At 71.0% G+C, this 16,821-nt stretch carries 19 protein-coding genes; all 19 read left to right on the top strand.

Annotated features, from left to right (window positions below):
• Nucleotides 1–14 precede the first annotated feature (14 nt).
• The gene (locus AC4BDD_RS19970) at nt 15–347 is read left to right on the top strand and encodes a hypothetical protein (protein ID WP_490686818.1); all 333 of its coding nucleotides are present in this window, start codon (nt 15–17) and stop codon (nt 345–347) included.
• A gap of 4 nt (nt 348–351) precedes the next feature.
• Entirely contained in the window at nt 352–768 is a 417-nt protein-coding gene (locus AC4BDD_RS19965) for a hypothetical protein (protein ID WP_490686817.1), read from the top strand.
• Nucleotides 765–1,118 (top strand): hypothetical protein, encoded by a 354-nt coding sequence (locus AC4BDD_RS19960; protein ID WP_490686816.1) that lies wholly within the window; start codon nt 765–767, stop codon nt 1,116–1,118. Before AC4BDD_RS19965 ends, AC4BDD_RS19960 begins: the two co-directional genes overlap by 4 nt.
• Nucleotides 1,119–1,120: 2 nt before the next feature.
• Nucleotides 1,121–1,390 (top strand): hypothetical protein, encoded by a 270-nt coding sequence (locus AC4BDD_RS19955; RefSeq protein WP_490691851.1) that lies wholly within the window; start codon nt 1,121–1,123, stop codon nt 1,388–1,390.
• Entirely contained in the window at nt 1,390–1,794 is a 405-nt protein-coding gene (locus AC4BDD_RS19950; RefSeq protein ID WP_490686815.1) for a hypothetical protein, read from the top strand. The genes AC4BDD_RS19955 and AC4BDD_RS19950 overlap by 1 nt, the downstream gene beginning before the upstream one ends.
• A 78-nt stretch (nt 1,795–1,872) precedes the next feature.
• On the top strand, nt 1,873–2,517 hold the full coding sequence (locus AC4BDD_RS19945; protein WP_490686814.1) for a phage tail tube protein: 645 nt from the start codon (nt 1,873–1,875) through the stop codon (nt 2,515–2,517).
• A gap of 101 nt (nt 2,518–2,618) precedes the next feature.
• Nucleotides 2,619–2,942 carry a hypothetical protein gene (locus tag AC4BDD_RS19940; RefSeq protein ID WP_490686813.1) on the top strand — a complete coding sequence of 108 codons (324 nt, stop codon included), beginning with the start codon at nt 2,619–2,621 and terminating at the stop codon, nt 2,940–2,942.
• Between the two features lie 35 nt (nt 2,943–2,977).
• The gene (locus AC4BDD_RS19935) at nt 2,978–3,385 is read left to right on the top strand and encodes a hypothetical protein (RefSeq protein ID WP_490686812.1); all 408 of its coding nucleotides are present in this window, start codon (nt 2,978–2,980) and stop codon (nt 3,383–3,385) included.
• Between the two features lie 2 nt (nt 3,386–3,387).
• Nucleotides 3,388–7,713: a phage tail tape measure protein gene (locus AC4BDD_RS19930; RefSeq protein WP_490691850.1), complete on the top strand. Its 4,326-nt coding sequence runs from the start codon at nt 3,388–3,390 to the stop codon at nt 7,711–7,713.
• A 7-nt stretch (nt 7,714–7,720) separates the two neighbouring features.
• Nucleotides 7,721–8,611 carry a hypothetical protein gene (locus AC4BDD_RS19925; RefSeq protein WP_490686811.1) on the top strand — a complete coding sequence of 297 codons (891 nt, stop codon included), beginning with the start codon at nt 7,721–7,723 and terminating at the stop codon, nt 8,609–8,611.
• Entirely contained in the window at nt 8,611–9,759 is a 1,149-nt protein-coding gene (locus AC4BDD_RS19920; protein WP_490686810.1) for a phage tail protein, read from the top strand. The genes AC4BDD_RS19925 and AC4BDD_RS19920 overlap by 1 nt, the downstream gene beginning before the upstream one ends.
• Nucleotides 9,756–10,685 carry a hypothetical protein gene (locus AC4BDD_RS19915; RefSeq protein WP_490686809.1) on the top strand — a complete coding sequence of 310 codons (930 nt, stop codon included), beginning with the start codon at nt 9,756–9,758 and terminating at the stop codon, nt 10,683–10,685. Before AC4BDD_RS19920 ends, AC4BDD_RS19915 begins: the two co-directional genes overlap by 4 nt.
• 12 nt (nt 10,686–10,697) lie before the next feature.
• Entirely contained in the window at nt 10,698–11,321 is a 624-nt protein-coding gene (locus tag AC4BDD_RS19910) for a hypothetical protein (protein WP_490686808.1), read from the top strand.
• 12 nt (nt 11,322–11,333) lie between these two features.
• Nucleotides 11,334–13,862, top strand: coding sequence for a right-handed parallel beta-helix repeat-containing protein (locus AC4BDD_RS19905; protein ID WP_490686807.1), 2,529 nt, complete (start codon nt 11,334–11,336; stop codon nt 13,860–13,862).
• 72 nt (nt 13,863–13,934) lie between these two features.
• A complete protein-coding gene (locus AC4BDD_RS19900) occupies nt 13,935–14,117 on the top strand; it encodes a hypothetical protein (RefSeq protein ID WP_490686806.1) in 183 nt (60 codons plus the stop codon).
• Nucleotides 14,114–14,869 carry a CHAP domain-containing protein gene (locus AC4BDD_RS19895; protein WP_490686805.1) on the top strand — a complete coding sequence of 252 codons (756 nt, stop codon included), beginning with the start codon at nt 14,114–14,116 and terminating at the stop codon, nt 14,867–14,869. The genes AC4BDD_RS19900 and AC4BDD_RS19895 overlap by 4 nt, the downstream gene beginning before the upstream one ends.
• Before the next feature lie 29 nt (nt 14,870–14,898).
• Nucleotides 14,899–15,132 (top strand): hypothetical protein, encoded by a 234-nt coding sequence (locus AC4BDD_RS19890; RefSeq protein ID WP_490686804.1) that lies wholly within the window; start codon nt 14,899–14,901, stop codon nt 15,130–15,132.
• The gene (locus AC4BDD_RS19885) at nt 15,129–15,380 is read left to right on the top strand and encodes a hypothetical protein (protein WP_490686803.1); all 252 of its coding nucleotides are present in this window, start codon (nt 15,129–15,131) and stop codon (nt 15,378–15,380) included. The genes AC4BDD_RS19890 and AC4BDD_RS19885 overlap by 4 nt, the downstream gene beginning before the upstream one ends.
• Nucleotides 15,381–15,572: 192 nt before the next feature.
• The gene (locus tag AC4BDD_RS19880; protein ID WP_490686802.1) at nt 15,573–16,802 is read left to right on the top strand and encodes a helix-turn-helix domain-containing protein; all 1,230 of its coding nucleotides are present in this window, start codon (nt 15,573–15,575) and stop codon (nt 16,800–16,802) included.
• The last annotated feature ends 19 nt before the right edge of the window (nt 16,803–16,821 follow it).

The following is a 16,821-nucleotide window of genomic DNA, read 5'->3' as shown; positions in this document are numbered from 1 at the left end:
GAGGAGTGAGCCGCATGAGCGAGCAGCAGCTCGTCGCGACCGTGCACGTTCGCGATCTCCAGGGCCGGCCGCGCGCGTTCGGCCCCGGCGACGCGGTACCAGCGTGGGCGATCCGGCAGATCACCAACCCGAAGGCGTGGCGCGACACGCAGGCGACGGCGCCGGACGACAGCGGCGGCGACCAGACCACGGGCGCCGAGCCGCCGCCGCGCTCCGGCCGCGGCTCGGGCGTCGAGGCCTGGCGGGAGTTCGCCGAGCGCCGGGGCATCGACGTCGACCAGGACTCGACCCGCGAGGACGTCATCGCGGCATGCGAGGCGGCCGGCGTCATCGACCGAGAGGAGTGAGGGGATGGCGGCGTTCGCGACGGTCGCAGACTACGAGGCGCGCGCCGCCGTCACCCTGACCGGCGCGAAGCGGGCGCAGGTCGAGGCGTACCTCGACGACGCATCGGCGCTCATGCGACGGCACATCCCTGCCGGGTACCAGCCGGACCCCGGCACACTTACAGCGATCGCCGTCGCGGTGACCCGCCGGGTCATGGCGAACCCCGGCGGCTACAGGCAGAGGAGCATCGGGCAGTACGCCGAGACCCTCGGCGAGGACGGCGGGCTCTACCTCACCGACGACGAGAAAGCCCAGTTGCAGCCGGAGACGCTCGACGACCCCGGCGCCGACGCGGCCTACTCGATCGGGCTGCGCGACGACGGGCTGCCCGGCTGGCGGCCGGACCCGCCGGCCGGCTGCTGGCCGGGCGGTGTCTGGTGATCCCCGACGACCTACTGCCGCACCTAGTCGACGTCGAGCAGCCGGGCCGGACAACGGACCGGTACGGCAACCAGGTCGACGACTGGACGACCTCAACGCACACCGCAGTACGCGCGTGGATGCAGCAGACCACCGGCGCCGAGGACACCCACCAGCGCTCGGCGCAGATCGGCGAGTGGCTCATGCTCTGCAACCCGGCCGACACCGACGGGGGACCGCTCACGGTGCGCGGCGAGGCCCGCGTGCACTGGCAGGGGCTGCACTTCGAGGTGATCGGGCCACCGGGCCCGGCATACGAGCCGGCCGAGCTGCACCACTACGAGATCAGGCTCAAGACAGTGGAGGGGTGACCATGGCACGCCCGGCGTTCCGTCCCAACCGGCAGAACATCGCGACGTTCCTCACCGCCCCGGAGACGCGGGCGCTGATCGAGCGCACGACCCGCGACATCGAACGGGCCGCTGCCGCAGCGTCCGAGGCCGACGGGCAGTTCCGCATCGACGTCGAAACCGGCGACAAGCGGGTGCGCGGCGCAGTCATCGGCGACTACTCCACCAGCGACCCAGAGGTATCCCGCCGGGCGCTGCTGCGCGGACTCGACGGGGCGCGGGGCGGCGACTGATGCCGCCACCGATCGTCTTCCCCGACGCCGCGGCGCTCGTCGCCGACTACCTGCGGTCGTCCCTGGCAGCACGCGGGCGCCCGGTCCCGGTCGGCACCCGCGTCCCGTCGCCACGCCCCGACGAGTTCGTGCGGATCGAGCGCGTCGGCGGTACGCAGCGCGACCGGGTGACCGACCGGCCCCGGCTGGACGTTCACTGCTGGGGCCCGACGGAGGAAGCCGCACACGACCTCATGCAGCTCGCCCGCGCGCTGCTCGCCGCCCTCCCCGGATGGCGGGGCGCGGCCGCGTACGACGTCGCCGAGGTCGGCGGGCCGAACCAGCTGCCCGACCCGGCGACGAGCTCGCCGCGGTACGCGCTCGCCGTCGAGCTCTCGCTGCGGGGCACGAGCCTCGCCCCCTGAGCACAGGCTCACCCACCCTGACAGCGCGCCCCCGCCCGCACCCCGGCCCGGGGGCAATTCCATGAGAGGTACGAGCAGATGGTGACCTTCGATTCGATCTCGGGACTCCGCAACGAGCTGATCCGAAAGCAGCTCTCGAACGCGGTGTTCGCCGCCGACATGACCGCCGGCGCGGTCACGGCGCCGCTGAGTGCCGCCGACGGCAGCCTCGCCGCGCTGCCGGCCGGGTACGTTCCGGTCGGCTACACCACCGACGACGGCGTGACGTACACGTCCGATCTGTCCATGGCCGACGTAACCTCGTCGCAGTCGGTCGAGCCGACCCGCAGTGACGTCGAGTCCGACGTGCTCTCGGCGCAGTGGGTGGCGCAGGAGACGAACGCGGCGACGGTCGCTCTGTACGAGGGGCTGCCCCTGTCCGGCACGGGAGCGCTGCCGGAGATCGGCGCCGCGTGGACATGGGACCGGCCGGCGATCCCGAAGAACCCGTTCCGCAGATTGCTGTTCATCGGTCTGGACTACAACGACGCCGGCGCCGAGATCTACATCGTGCGGTTCTTCCCGCGGGCCCGGCTCACCAGCAAGGACGACGAGGCGTGGAACCGGGCCACCGAGACGCAGCGCCCCACCACGTTCACCGCGTACAAGGACACGACGCTCAACACCTCGTGCCGGACGTGGATCGATGGGCCCGGATGGCGCGCCTTCGACACCACCCCGTAACGCCCCCTGATCGGGCGGGGGACGGCGGTTCTGGGTGGGCCCCGACCGTCCCTCGCCCTGGCGCATGCTCACCCACTGCTCACCCGGAGAGAGGCAAGATCATGAGCAAGCCCGGTAAGGCGCGGTACAGGCTGTCCGCTGTCAAGGCGTCGTACGTCGAGGCGGTCGGCGGCGAGCTCGTCGAGGTCGAGACCGACGACGGGAAGGTGTGGACGTTCCCGCACCCGCTGTTCACCCCGGACGACCTCGCGAAGGAGATCGACGCGGCCGAGGGCGACGACGCGAAGGCGCGCGTGCTGCTCGGCGACCAGTGGTCAGACTTCGTCAACAGCGGTGGCGACGGCAACTCGCTGATGCTCGTCTACGTCGCGGCCCGGACCGATATGCAGGACACGGTCGCCAGGCACCGCCCTACGAAGAGGTAGGTGCCGGCGCTGAGCCGGAGACCTACACGTACACCGTGCTCGACGTCCTCGGCGATCACCCCGAGGCCGTCGAGGCGGACCTGATCAGGTACTACGGCGGCGACCCTCTCGCCGCCTACTGGCGGGGCGAGATCTCCCTGCGCAAGCTGCGCGTCCTGGTCGAGGCGTTGCCGCCCGACTCGGCGACCGGTCGTGCTGCGGCCGGGCACCACTGGACGCACGCGGACTACGCCGCCGCGGACACGCGTGACCTCGTCGAGCTGCTGCTCGTCGCGTTCATCAACGCCAACCGCGCCCCGAAGACGTCGCCGATCTCATGGCCGGCGCCGTCGTGGCGGCCGGGCGACCCGCTGCCCGAGGACACCGCCGCTGATGAAGAGGCGAAGCGCACCAAGGCGCGTGCCGCCTACGAGCACATCGTCACCCAGGTGAAGGGGGGATGACCATGTCGGTCGAGGTCGGCGTCGGGTACGTCTCGGTCGTCCCGGAGATGCGCGGGTTCGGCCGCATGATCACCCAGCAGATGAACGGCCCGGCCGCCCAGGCAGGGCAGGCGGCGGGGCGGCACTCCGGTCGGGGCTTCCTCAGCGGGGTCGGCGGCGCCGTGAAGGGCGGGGTCGCCGCAGTCGCCGCTGGTGCCGGGGCGCTTTTCGCCGCCGGGTTCGTCAAGGCTGTGGAGCAGGACAAGGCGAACGCGAAGCTCAGCGCGCAGCTCGGCCTCAGCGAGAAGGAATCGGCGCGGCTCGGCAAGGTCGCCGGGAAGGTCTACGCGGCCGGCTACGGCGAGTCGATCGATCAGGTCAACGACTCGTTGCGGGCGCTGGCGCAGAACGGTGTCGCCTCGCTCGCCGCGCCGAAGCGTGCACTCGCCGGGCTGTCGAAGGCGGCACTCAATCTTGCCGAGACCTTCGAGGTCGACGTATCCGACTCCGCGCGCGCGGCCGGTCAGCTCATTCGTACCGGGATGGTGAAGGACGCCCGCGAGGCGTTCGACCTCATCACGCGGGGGTTCCAGCTCGGCGCCGACAAGGCCGGCGATCTCCTCGACACCCTGAATGAGTACAGCACGCAATTTCGCGACCTCGGATTGACCGGGAAGCAGTCGGTCGGGCTGCTGACGCAGGGGCTCGCCGCGGGCGCGCGCGACGCGGACATCGTCGCGGACGCGCTCAAGGAATTCGCCATCCGGGCGAAGGACGGCAGCGACACCACTAAGGAAGGGTTCGACGCGATCGGTCTGTCGGCCGACAAGATGGCGACCACGTTCGCCAAGGGCGGGCCCGGCGCCGCGAGAGCGCTCGACACCATCCTCGACCGGCTGCGCGCGATCGAGGATCCGGCGAAGCGGTCGCAGACGGCGATTCTGCTCTTCGGCACGCAGGCCGAAGACTTGCAGAAAAGCCTGTTCGCGCTCGACCCGAGCAAGGCCGAAGGCGCGCTCGGGCGAGTCGGCGGCGCGGCCGACAAGATGGGCAAGACCCTGCACAACACCGCGACGAGACCGATCGAGGTGTTCAAGCGGCAAGCGCTACAAGGTCTGGCCACCTTCTCCGACAAGTACGCGCTACCAGCGCTCCTTCGGCTGGGCGGGTTCCTCAACCGGTACGTGCTGCCACCCGCGCGCACCGCCGGCGGCACACTCGTTGACGTCCTGGTGCCCGCGGTCAAGGGCACGGGCGAGGCGCTCGCCAGCGGTGTCCGGTGGGTGAAGGAGTACGGGGCGTGGCTCATCCCGCTCGGCGTCGCTGTCGCCGGGCTCACGCTCACGATGGGTGCCTCGGCGATCGCAACCGGCGCGACGATCGCGGTGTTCTCGGTCTACCGCGGTGTGACCCTGGCGGCGACCGCCGCGACGCGCGGGTTCGCCGTTGCGCAGGGCCTCGCGAACGCGGCCATGCGTGCGAACCCGATCGGCCTGATCCTCACGGGTGTTGCGGCGCTGGCAACGCTGCTCGTCATCGCCTACAACAAGTCCGACCGCTTCCGGAAGATCGTTCAGGCCACCTGGTCAGGGATCAAAGCCGGATGGGACGTGCTGTGGAACTCCGCGCTGAAACCGGGCCTCGGCTACCTGATGACCGGGCTGCGGGCTGTCGGTTCCGCGGCGTCGTGGCTGTGGTCGACGGTCCTGTCGCCTGTGTTCTCGGCGATCGGCATCGCGGCGAAGGTGCTGGTCGCGATCGTGGTGACCGCTGTGGTCGCGCCGATCGTGATCGCGTTCCGGGCGTTCGGCGCTGTCGCGTCCTGGCTGTGGTCGGCCGCGATCGCTCCCGCGTTCCGGGGGATCGGCTCGGTTGCGCTGTGGCTGTACGAGTCGGGGCTGCGGCCGGTGGCCAGCGGCGGCGTGGCGAGTCTGCGCGCGCTGGGTGCCGCCGGTTCGTGGCTGTGGCGAAGCGCACTGTCCCCTGCGTTCCGGGGGATCGGCGCTGTCGCGACGTGGCTGTACGAGAGCGCCATCAAGCCGGCCATGCAGCTCGGCGGGGCATCGCTGCGCGCGCTGGGCGCGGCGGGTTCCTGGGTGTATCGCAGCGTCATCAAGCCGGCGTTGGAGGGCATCGGGGCGACTGCGTCGTGGCTGTACGCCAAGGCGCTGAAACCGGCGCTCGACAGTGGGAAGCAAGCTCTCGGGCTCTTCGGCGGCGCCTTCGACACGGCGAAGGAGGCGATCGACAAGGCATGGGGGCAGGTGCAGAAGATCGCCGCGGAGCCCGTGAACTTCATTATCGAATGGGTCTACACCAAGGGCATCAAGGCGGTTTGGGACAAGGTCGCGGGATTCGTCGGGCTCGACAAGCTGCCGGCGGCGCCGAAGCTGCTGGCGGCCGGCGGCACAGTCGGGCCCTGGGGCCCCGCCGAGCCGATGAAGGTCAACCGCCCGACGGCGATCGTAGGCGAGGGCAACCCGCGCCATCCCGAGTACGTGATCCCGACGGATCCGAAGTACCGCGGACGAGCACGGTCACTGTGGCGGGCGGCGGGCACGCAGCTGATGGCCGACGGTGGAATTCTCGGCGACATCACGGGATGGGTCGGCGACAAGGCGAAGAAGATCGGCGGGGTCATCATGGACGGCGCCGGTCTGGTGTCGGAGCCCTCGAAGATGTGGGAGAAAGCGACGGGGTTCGTCCGCAGCAAGATCAAGGAGATCGGTTCGTCGAAGTGGGCGCGGGTCCTGGCCAAACTGCCGTTGAAGATGCTCTCAGGGCTGAAAGACAAGCTCGTCGACGCGGCGTCGTCGTTCCTCACCCGAGGCACGAGCGGACTTGCCAAGATCGCGGCGAACATCGGCGGTTCGGGTGTGAAGCGTTGGACGCCGGTGGTCTTGCAGGCGCTCAACATGGTGGGACAGCCGGCGTCGCTGCTGCCGGTCGTCCTGCGCCGGATGAACCAGGAGAGCGGCGGCAACCCGCGCGCCATCAACAATTGGGACATCAACGCCCGCCGAGGCACGCCCTCGAAGGGGTTGATGCAGGTCATCGACCCGACGTTCAGCGCCTACGCGGGCAAGCTGCGGGGGCGCGGCGTCTGGGACCCGCTCGCCAACCTCTACGCCTCGATGCGGTATGCGCTCGCGACGTACGGCTCATTGTCCCGGGCGTACAACCGCCCCGGCGGGTACGCGGATGGCGGTCGGCCGCGGCCGGGCGAGATCGCGTGGGTCGGCGAGGAGGGTCCCGAGCTCGTACGGTTCGGCTCGGGCCGGTCGGTCGTGTGGGACAGTCCGACGTCGCTGCGTATGGCCGCCGGGCACGGCCTGCGCGGGTTCGCCAAGGGCACCAGCAATGCGAAGGCTGCGAGGGCGGCACGACGAGACATCCCGGGTGATCTGACCTCGTTCTCGAAGTCGCTCACCGGGGCGGCCGCCGACATCTCGCAGGCGGCGCGGTCACTCGCCGACGACCTGCGGAAGACCGGCGGCGCCGGCCGGAAGCTCGCAGTGCAGACCCTCGCGGCTTCGGCGAAGTTGCAGGCGCTCGCCAAGCGGCGCGACAGCGTGAGCGGCCGGCTCGCCGTGGCGCGGCAGGCGTACGCGGATCAGAAGAAGTCCGCGGGCGACTACATGAGCTTGTCGAACATCAGCAGCCCGACGTCGGTCGGCGACCTGATCGGCGGGCTCAAGACGCGGCAGGCGAGCGTCGCGACGTTCGAGTCGCAGATCAAGACGGCGCAGAAGAAGGGAGTCGATCAGCGCCTGATTCAGCAGCTCGTCGCGGCCGGGCCCGACAGCGACCTCGCCCGGCTCGTCTCGGGTGCGAACTCCGGGCAGATCAAAGAGCTCAACGCGTTGGCGAAGAGCGGCGCGAAGCTCTCGGACCGGTACGGCCGGACGATGGCCGACGCGATGTACGACGCCGGGTCGCAGGCCGGCCGCGGGTTCCTCACCGGGCTCAAGGCGCAAGAGGCCGAGCTGCAAAAGCAGATGAACAAGCTCGGCGCCGGGCTCGTGAAAGCGATCAAACGCGAGCTCAAGATCAAATCCCCGTCGCGGGTGACCGGGGAGGTCGGCGCCCAGGTCGGCGCCGGGCTCGTCGGCGGGATGGTCTCCACCCTCCCGCAGATCGACCGCGCCGCGGTGCGCATGGCGGCCGCCGCGGTCCCGGTCCCGGTCACCTCCGGCCCGGCCGGCGCCCCGGTCGGGCTCCAGGACGGGCAGCAGATCGCGCTCGTGCTGGCGGACGGCACGCAGCTCGACGCCTACGTCGACGCCCGGGTCGACGCCGGGCTGACCACGGCCCGGCAGCGCAGCCGGGCCGGAGTGAAGGGAAGGTGAGCACCGGATGCCGATGATCGTCGACCCGAGCGCGCCACCGGTGACACCGCCCGCGCGGGTCACCTCGCCCGACGGCTGGGTCGCCGCTATCGTCGACGAGCCATGGGCGGGCGTCGTGCTGTCGGTGGACTACACCGCGGGCACAGCCCTGCCCGGCGCGGCGACCGTGCGGCGCGTCCGCATCGCGCGGCAGGACCCGGGCCCGGCCGCGCCCGTCCCGGTGCGCAGCGCCGACCCGGCGTGGGCGATCGAGGGTGCCGGCACGGCGTACGACCATGAGGCGCCGCTCGGCGTCGCCGTCGTCTACACCGCCACCCCGGTCTACGCCGACGGCAGCACCGGCCCGTCGTCGTCCCTGTCGGTCATGGTTCCGGCGCCGGCGCCGGGTGCCGACGACGACCTGTGGCTCAAGTCGCTCGACGAGCCGGGGCTGTCGACTCGGTGCATGGTCGTCGAGTGGCCCGGGGCGACGGCGGCCGGGCGGCAGGACACGGCCGAGGTCGCCGGATCGCCGTACCGGGCGGTCGCGTACGACACGCACGGCGCCGAGGCGGTGCAGGTCACGATCGACGTGCCGCCCGACCGGGTCGAGCGGGCCCGGAAGTTGCTGCGTTCGGGGGTGCTGCTCGCGCAGGTGCGTCCGGGGTACCTCACCCCTGACGCCTACTTCGTGCCCGGCGACATCACCGGGCCGACCCCGACCGGCAAGCTCGGATCGTCCGAGGGGTACCGGTTCACGTTCACGATCGAGCCGATCGCCCAGCCGGCGACCGCCGGGCAGCCGATGCGCCTGCCGGCGTGGTCATGGGACACGGTGGCCGAGCAGTTCGCCGACTGGAACGCCGTGGCCGCGAGCTACAGCTCGTGGGCGTCGCTGTCCACGAACGGTGTCGTGTAGTGCTGCCGGTATCGGCGGCCGCGTTCGAGGCGCTGCACCGCGCGGCACGGCGGCCGCGGCGCGCGGAATGGTCCAACGACGGCGGCCGCACCTGGCACCCGGCGCTGTGCGGCGACGCCCGGGTCTCACCGGACCGCAACGCCGAGTGCCGGTACAGCGGGTCGGCCGAGCTCGTCGACGTGCCGTACGGGCGCGACGGCATCAACACCGAGGCGACGCAGGTGCGTCTCTGGCAAGGCATCGCGGGCCCGCGCATGGACGTCGAGTGGGTCCCGGCCGGCGCCTACGTCGTCGACCGGGCCCGGCGCACCCGGCTCGGCGTCGAGTGCGAGCTGCTCGGGCTCGAAGACGCGATCCGCTCCGCCGCGTTCCCGACGCCGCGCACCATCGGCCCGGACACCGCCGCCGCGATCGTGCCGGTCCTGGTCGGCGAGGCGCTGCCGGCCGCACCGATCTCGTGGCGCACCGGAATCGACCCGGGCACCACCGTGCCGCGGTTCGTCGTCGATCAGGACCGATGGCAGGCGCTCAGCTCAGGCAGCGACAGCTCGGGCGCGAAGACCGGGATCGCCGCGGCGCTCGGCGGCGAGATCTATGTCGACGCCCGCGGCGTCGTCACCGTGGCCCCGGTGCCGACCCTTTCCGACCCGGTCGTCTGGCGGGTGCCGTACGGGCTCGCCATGGTGAAGCCGGCCGAGGAACAGTCAGCCGACGGGCTCGTGAACCTGTGGACGATCTCGGGCGACGGCGGCGACGGGGCGCCCGCGGTCGGCCCCGTCTACGTGTGGGACGACGACCCCGGCTCGCTCACCTACGCCGGGCCAGACCCCGTCGAAGACCCGCTCGCCCCGCAGCGCCTCGGGCTCGCCGTCCGGCTGCGGGTCGAACGGTACGCGTCCCCGCTCATCACCAACGTGGCGCAGGCAGACACCGTCGGCCGGGCGAAGCTCGCCGATTCGCTCGGCGTACAGAGCTCGCTCTCGTTCACCAGCGTCTGTCACCCCGGACTCGAACCCGGCGACGTCGTCGACGTCGAGGTGCGGCCGGGCGAGTGGCAGCGGCACATCATCGACTCGTGCCCGTACGACCTTGGCGCGGTGTCGATGACCTGCACGACCAGGACGACCACGCGGAGGTTCACCACATGACCGAGGCAGCGCGCCGGCTCGGCGAAGACCTCGCCCGCGCGATGGCCGGCGCAGGCAGCAGCGGTGGCACGGTTTCCGCCGAGGTGATCGACATCACCGACGCGGGCGTGAATCTGATGCTCGCCGGGGCGCTGGTCACCGACGTGCCGTGCGTCGACAGCTACCGCAACCGCAAGGTGGGCGACTGGGTCGCCGTCCGGCCCGGCGCCCGCCCGGTGGTGATGTGGCGGCTCGGCGACGACCCCGGGGCGACCGACGAGGCGTCGATACGGGCGCTGGCGAAGGAAGTCGCGCTCGACGAGCAGGTGCTGCGCGCGGCGACATGGGGCACCGCGGCGCCGTCCGGCTCGGGTTGGCAGCAGGTGCAGACCCTGTTTCTCCGTAAGGGCGCCGAGGGCAAGGTCGAGCTGTACGGGCAGCTCGTGAGCGAGACCGACCCGTCGCCGGATGCCCCGCCCGGCCGGGCACCGAAGCCCGTAACGGTCGCGGCGAACAGCTCGGGATCGTGGCGCAACGGGCGCCGCGACGACTACCGGGACTACCCCTTTCAAGGGGACTACACCGGTGGCGGGAACCTGCGGGGCGGCTGGTTCTACGGCAACAAGATCGCCGATGCATGCGCGGGCAAGACGGTCGCGAAGATGACCGTCGCCTTCACCCGGCGCCGCGGGGCCGGCGCCAACGCCCGCCGCCCGATGCACCTGTACCTGCACGACCACACCTCGCCCCCGTCGTCCCTCCACCTCGACGAGGGTCCCGAAGAGCTGCTCTCGCTCAGCGTGGGCGCGCAAGGCGTCGCGACACTGCCCGCCGACTGGCGCACGAAGCTCGCCAGCGGCAACCGCAAAGGGCTCGCGATCTACGCCCGCGGCAGCCGCGATTACGCGAGCTTCACTGGCGGCTCGATCACGATCACGTTCTCGTAAGGAGGCTGCCGGATGGCAGAGTTCGGCTACGCCAAGATCACGATCCCGGGCGGCGGGGACGCCCCGGCCGGACCCGGCGCGCTCGCCGCCATGGCCGAGGACATCGACCCGCACCTCGTGCAGCACGTCGCCGACCAGGCCGAGCGCGACGCGACCTACGCGGCCGCGCCGCTGCACACCATCGTGACCGCCGCGAACGGCGCGCTGTGGATCAAGACGAGCGCGACCACGAACACGTGGGCCACCGTCTACGAGCCCGAACCGGCGTGGCGGCCGGTCGAGCCGCTCACCGGCTACCAGGGTGGCGCCTACGCCCCGCAGGTGCGCCGCATCGGCAAGCGGGTGTGGCTGCGCGGCCGGCTGGAGCGCACCGACGGGACCGTGATTCCCAATCAGGGCACCGCGATCGCCAAGGTCCCGGCCGACTGCATCCCGCAGACGCAGATCGCTACGTACGCCGCGACCTCGTCGCTCGCGGGCGACGTGGTGATCGGCGTCGGCAAGCTCGAAGTGCTCGACGTCGGCACCGCGAGCTCGCTCGGCGACCCCGGCGCGATCCTGTGGTGGTCGCAAGACGGCGCGGTATCCGGCGGCACGCCCTGGGTCAACATCTCCGGCGACTACTGGCTCGACTGACAGGGGTTCCCGATGGCGCTCTACACCTTCGGTGGCACCCCCGCCGACGTACTGACCACGGCGACCGGCGACGTCGTCCCCGACTTCCCGCTGCTCGTCCGCGTGGCCGGGACTGGGCAGCTCGTCACCGCGCTGTACGAGATCGACGGAGTCACCCCGATAGGCGAGCTGCGCAGCAACCCGGCGACGTCGCCGCAGCCGGGCGCGATCCGGCCCTTCAAGTGCGGCGTGCCCGCGATCGAGTTCGAGTACAACGGGCCCGGCGGCACCCCGGTCCGCTGGTACGGGGCCGGCCGCGAGCTCGCGCAGGAAGCGCTCGCCGCGGCGCTCGGCTCCCTCTCGCGGGCCGACGGCGGCACGGTCGCCGGGCCGCTCACGGCGGCCGGCGGGCTGACCGTCGAGGACGGGCTCGCCGTCACCGGCGGCGCCACGGTCGACGAACTCGCCGTCACCGGCGACATGACCGTCGGCGGACTCTTCGCCCCGGCGTCACTGTCCCTCGCCGGAATGAGGCTGTACAACCCGCGCGTGGTGGGCGCGGCAGGCGACGGCGTCCAGGACGACGCGCCCGCCGTGCAGGCAGCGCTCGACGCGGCGTTCGCCGCGGGCGGCGGCTGGGTGCTGGTGCCGCCCGGCACATACCGGCTCGCCACCCTGCCGTTGCGGATCCGCCGCAACATCCGGCTGACGCTCATGCCCGGGGCGGTGTTCGTGCGCGCGGCCGCCGCGACGCTGCTGCTCAACGGCGACGCCGACCAGACATACGGCGGGTACACCGGGCACGGGAACATCACGGTCGAGGGCGGCGTGTGGGACATGCGCGGGACCGCCGCGGGTCTGACGGCGAGCGCGATGTGCATCAGCATCGGCCACGCCCGCAACGTCACGATCCGTGATCTTGAGGTGCGCGACGTCCCGGGCTTCCACGGGATCGAGCTCAACAGCACGAAGAACGCACTCGTCGACTCCTGTGCCTTCCGCGGTTACATCGACCCCGGCGGCCGCACCTTCTCCGAAGCGGTGCAGATTGACCTCGCCAAGGCTGCGAGCGTCTTCGGCGGATTCGGGCCGTACGACCACACGCCGTGTGAGGACATCACGATCAGGGGCTGCTACGTCGGCCCGTCCGGCACCGCTGGCGCGACCGCGTGGCCGCGGGGGTTCGGCTCGCACTCCGCGACCATCGACCGGTGGCACAAGCGGATCAAGGTGGTCGGCTGCACAGTCGAAGGCGGCGCGCAGTACGCGATCGGTGCGTATGCCTGGCAGGACGCGGTCGTTGAGAGCTGCACCGTCACCGGGCAGGGTGCCGGCGTCCGGCTGTGGACGAACGACACCACCGACGCGAACGCCACCACCAACGCGGCCGGCGTCCAGACCGGCGCCAGCCAAGAGACCAAGGGTGCCACCGTCACCGGAAACACATTCCGGGACCTGACCGGCTATGACGAGGCGATCCAGGTCCGTGGCGAGCCGGCCGGAAAGCTCACCGGTGTCACCGTCACCGGCAACGTGATCGAGACCGTCGGCGGGGGACAGAGCGGAATCCGGCTGGAGCACGCTGAGCAGTACACCGTCACCGGGAACACGATCCGTGGCGCAGGCGGAACCGGCATCAGCCAAGAGCAGGTAGCCGGCGGCGTGGTGTCCAGCAACCGCGTCATCGGCCCCGGAGGATCCGGGATCAGTTGCGACACCGGGACCGGCATCCTGATCGACGGCAACACGGTCCGCGACGCCGGGGTCAACGGCGTGCACGTCCTCGCCAGCGCCGAGGTCAGCGTGCTGAACAACATCATCCGAAGCCCGAGCCGCGCAGCAGCCGGAAGCTACGGCATCCGGGTGTCCAGCTCAGCGGACCGCATCACGATCGCAGGCAACACCGTGCGGCCGAACGGGTCCGGCAACGAAGCGGCGTTCGGGCTCAGCATCACGAGCACCTGCACCAACATCCGCCGGTTCGGTAACGACCTCGCCGGATCCGGCACGACCGGCCCGCTCGGCGACGACAGCACCGCACCAGCGACCACGGCGCAGGATCGGCTCTCGTCTCTGACAGGGGCGGGCACGACCGCCACCGCGGCGAACACCACCGTCGAGACAGCGCTCGCCACCTTCGCGATCCCCGGCGGCGACGCCACAGCTCAGGCTGCGTACCGGTTTGCAGCGCACGGATCGGCGTCGACCACCGGCACCCCGAACCTGACCATCCGCGTGCGGCTAGGCGGCATCTCCGGCACCGTCCTCGCCGCCTTCGCCGCCATCACGACCAGCTCGGGAATCACCGGCCGCGGGTGGCGTGTCGAGGGCACCCTGCACGCCGTCACCGCCGGGGCGTCCGGCACGTGGGCGGCTACCGCTGCCTTGACTCACCACCTGACGAGCACGGCCGGGCAGGGCGCGACCGAGATCACCGACGGCACGGTGACCCGCGACAGCACCGTGCAGCAGAACCTCGTCGTCACCGCGCAATGGTCGGCTGCCGCCGCCAGCAACACCGCAACGGCGGCAGCCGCCCATATGCAGCGCGTCGCCGCGTAGCACCGGCCCGCACACAGCTCGCCCCGCGCCGTCCGGCCGGGGCTTTTCTCATGCCCGAAGGAGGGCTCACCCATGAGTAAGCAGGCACGGCCGGTCGAGGGCGACTCGACCGACCAGGACGCGCAGCACGAGCATCTCGTCGACACCGGCAACGGCCCGACCGTCACCAACGAGACGACGCTGCTCGAAGCGGAGTTCGGCCCGGCGGACATGGCCGGCGTCTACCGCGAGGTTTCCGGGGGTGATCTCGCATGAGCCTCGAAGGGATGGTCGCGGCCGCCGAGCGGAGCCTCGGGCTGACGGGCCGGCCGAACTACATCACCCGCTCCTACGCCGAGCGGAACGGCGCCTATTTCGCCAATGCCGCATGGTGCGACATGGCCGTGACCTTCTGGGCCCGGTCTGCGGGCGAGTTCCAGTCGGTGTGCTTCGGCACCGACTTCGCGTACACCGTCTGGCACGCGCAGCGCTTCAAGACGGCCGGTCAGTGGCACACCGACGTCGCCGGGATCCGCCGCGGTGACATCGTGTTCTTCGACTGGGCGGGCACGAACGAGATCGCGAAGATCGACCACATAGGGATCGTCACCGGTGTCTCGGGCAGCAACGTGTTCACGATCGAGGGCAACACCCTCGACTCGTGCGCCCGGCGCGTCCGGCACGCCGACACGATCGCCGGGTACGGCCGACCGAAGTACAAGCAGCCCACCGGCACACGGGTAAAGCTCGCCGACGTCGCCGCCGCGGCGAAGCGCGACCCGGCCGCCCCGCAGGGCGCCACCACCCACAAGACCTCAGTCATGGTCGTCGAGCGCGCACTCGTCGCCGAGGGGCTGCTCGCCGCCCGCTGGGTCGACGGCAGTTTCGGGAGCAAGACGGTCGAGGCATACGCCCGGTGGCAGCGCTCGAAGGCCGGCGGCGCGTTCACCGGCGCCGACGCCGACGGCATCCCCGGCAAGAGCTCGCTGTCGAAGCTCGGCACCCGACACGGGTTCACCGTCGCCTGAGCGCGACCACCAGGAAGAGAGATCACCCGATGTACGGAAGCAAGCTCAGGTTCGACGTGGCCGAGCGGGCAGTATGGACCGGCGCCGAGGGCGCCCTCGCCGTGCTGATCGCCGATCTCGCCGACGTGTCGATGTGGTGGGCCGCGCCCCTGGCGCTCGTGCTCGCCGCGGCGAAGGGGTGGGTCGCCGGGCGGCTCGGCCGCCGGGGCACCGCCTCGACCCTGCCCGCACAAACCGACCCAGCCTCGGGGGCCGACGGGTGACGCCGCCGGACCACCAGACCGTCGCGCTGGAGCTGGCCGAGCTGCGCCGCTCGGTAGACGTCGGTCTGGCCCGCATCGATGGCCAGCTGGCACTCTTGGTGCAGCGCTCGGACCAGACCGACCGTCGGCTGGAGGATCACGAGCAGCGCCTCGACAACATCGAACGGTCCCGGTGGCCGCTTCCCTCAGTGGCCGCTCTGGTCGCTGTGTTCAGCCTTGCCCTATCCCTATGGCAGTACACCCAGTGAGACCAGCGCCCCCACACGGCCACACGGCCGGGTGGGGGCGCCTTTGTCGTGTGCGGGATGTTTCCTGACCGGTATCACTCCACACCCGGCGCGCCTCCTCGGTACCTTCATGAGTGGAAGCCCAACGGATGGAGCACCGATGCCTCGCCCCCACATGACTGCCGGAGCCTCACAGAAGATGGGGGTGCGCTGATGCTGGATGAAGCCGAGAAGATCGGCCGCCGCGTGCGTCGTGCCCGTCTCCGCCTCGGAATGACGCAGGCCGACCTCGCCACCGCCCTTGGCAAAACGCAGGGGTGGGTCTCCAAGATGGAGCGGGGACACATCGAGCTTGACCGTGTCGGCCTGCTCAATCTGCTTGCTTCGGAGCTGCACGTACATCCCAACGACCTAATCGGACGCCCGTACAACAGCTCGCCGGCAGAGAATCAGTGGCAGGTCGCCGCAGCGTCCATCATGCGCGAGCTGCGCCGTTACGACCTCGCGCCCGTCTTCAACGGCACTCCACGACCAGCCTCCCAACTCTGGCAGGAGACCACCCGTCTGCACCGCCTACGCGATGCCGCGGCCAATGTGGCGATCATTGCGGTGCTTCCCGACCTGTTCCGCGAGGCTCGCGCCCTCGCCGAAGTGTCCACCGGGCACGAACGGGAAGAGGCGTTTGCCATCTACACCGTGTGCTGCAAGTTCGCGCACACCGCCGCACACGCCCTCGGGCACCCCGAACTCGTCGCCATGTCCTGCGAGCGGGCCGCCTGGTCTGCACAGCAATCGGGTGATCCCCTCATGCCGGCCGTCTCCGACTGGATGCGCGTCTGGGACATGTGGGCGACCGCAGATTGGGACGACGCCATCGCCCTATCGGACAAGGCCATCAAGAGCGTGCAGCAGGAATACGACCGGGGCGAGCCGCTCGCCGTCCGCGTCTGGGGATCGTTGCAACTACGCGCGGCGGTATCGGCAGCGCGGGGCGGACGTCGATCGGAAGCCAGGGACCGCATTCGGCACGCCAAAACCGCCGCCGACCGGTTGGTCGAGTATGCCGGCCCGCCGGTGTACGACCGCCACTCCCTCACCTTCTCACCCGGCAACGTCGTGATTCACGCTGTCAGCGTCGCTCTGGAGATGCGCGAGCAGCGGAAGGCCCTCGGCATAAGCCGACGTGTCCCCAAGGCCCTGGTGACCTCCTTGCCCAACTCCAGGCAGGGGCATCACCACATGGACCTCGCCCGAGCCTGGCTGTGGGACGGCAACCGCGACATGGCGCTGAAGGAACTGGAGACGGCCGAGCGCATCGCGCCCCAGCTCATCCGCAACCATCCCATCGCCAGGTCAACCCTGCGTAGCATCGTGTACGCCGAGCGAGCGACCACCCGCGAGAAGCTGCGCCGCATGTCAGACCGCTTTCACCTCGACGGATAAGGGTGGTATTCCTCCGGTT

The sequence above is a fragment of the Streptomyces sp. JLBT605 genome, assembly GCF_058215555.1.
Note: the sequence above shows the minus strand (reverse complement) of the source record. Positions and strands in the feature narration are given on the sequence as shown.

Coding starts and splice junctions, on each gene's coding strand:
- AC4BDD_RS19970 (WP_490686818.1), top strand. CDS start 15: ATGAGCGAGCAGCAGCTCGTCGCGACCGTGCACGTTCGCGATCTCCAG.
- AC4BDD_RS19965 (WP_490686817.1), top strand. CDS start 352: ATGGCGGCGTTCGCGACGGTCGCAGACTACGAGGCGCGCGCCGCCGTC.
- AC4BDD_RS19955 (WP_490691851.1), top strand. CDS start 1,121: ATGGCACGCCCGGCGTTCCGTCCCAACCGGCAGAACATCGCGACGTTC.
- AC4BDD_RS19950 (WP_490686815.1), top strand. CDS start 1,390: ATGCCGCCACCGATCGTCTTCCCCGACGCCGCGGCGCTCGTCGCCGAC.
- AC4BDD_RS19945 (WP_490686814.1), top strand. CDS start 1,873: ATGGTGACCTTCGATTCGATCTCGGGACTCCGCAACGAGCTGATCCGA.
- AC4BDD_RS19940 (WP_490686813.1), top strand. CDS start 2,619: ATGAGCAAGCCCGGTAAGGCGCGGTACAGGCTGTCCGCTGTCAAGGCG.
- AC4BDD_RS19930 (WP_490691850.1), top strand. CDS start 3,388: ATGTCGGTCGAGGTCGGCGTCGGGTACGTCTCGGTCGTCCCGGAGATG.
- AC4BDD_RS19925 (WP_490686811.1), top strand. CDS start 7,721: ATGCCGATGATCGTCGACCCGAGCGCGCCACCGGTGACACCGCCCGCG.
- AC4BDD_RS19915 (WP_490686809.1), top strand. CDS start 9,756: ATGACCGAGGCAGCGCGCCGGCTCGGCGAAGACCTCGCCCGCGCGATG.
- AC4BDD_RS19910 (WP_490686808.1), top strand. CDS start 10,698: ATGGCAGAGTTCGGCTACGCCAAGATCACGATCCCGGGCGGCGGGGAC.
- AC4BDD_RS19905 (WP_490686807.1), top strand. CDS start 11,334: ATGGCGCTCTACACCTTCGGTGGCACCCCCGCCGACGTACTGACCACG.
- AC4BDD_RS19900 (WP_490686806.1), top strand. CDS start 13,935: ATGAGTAAGCAGGCACGGCCGGTCGAGGGCGACTCGACCGACCAGGAC.
- AC4BDD_RS19895 (WP_490686805.1), top strand. CDS start 14,114: ATGAGCCTCGAAGGGATGGTCGCGGCCGCCGAGCGGAGCCTCGGGCTG.
- AC4BDD_RS19890 (WP_490686804.1), top strand. CDS start 14,899: ATGTACGGAAGCAAGCTCAGGTTCGACGTGGCCGAGCGGGCAGTATGG.
- AC4BDD_RS19880 (WP_490686802.1), top strand. CDS start 15,573: ATGCTGGATGAAGCCGAGAAGATCGGCCGCCGCGTGCGTCGTGCCCGT.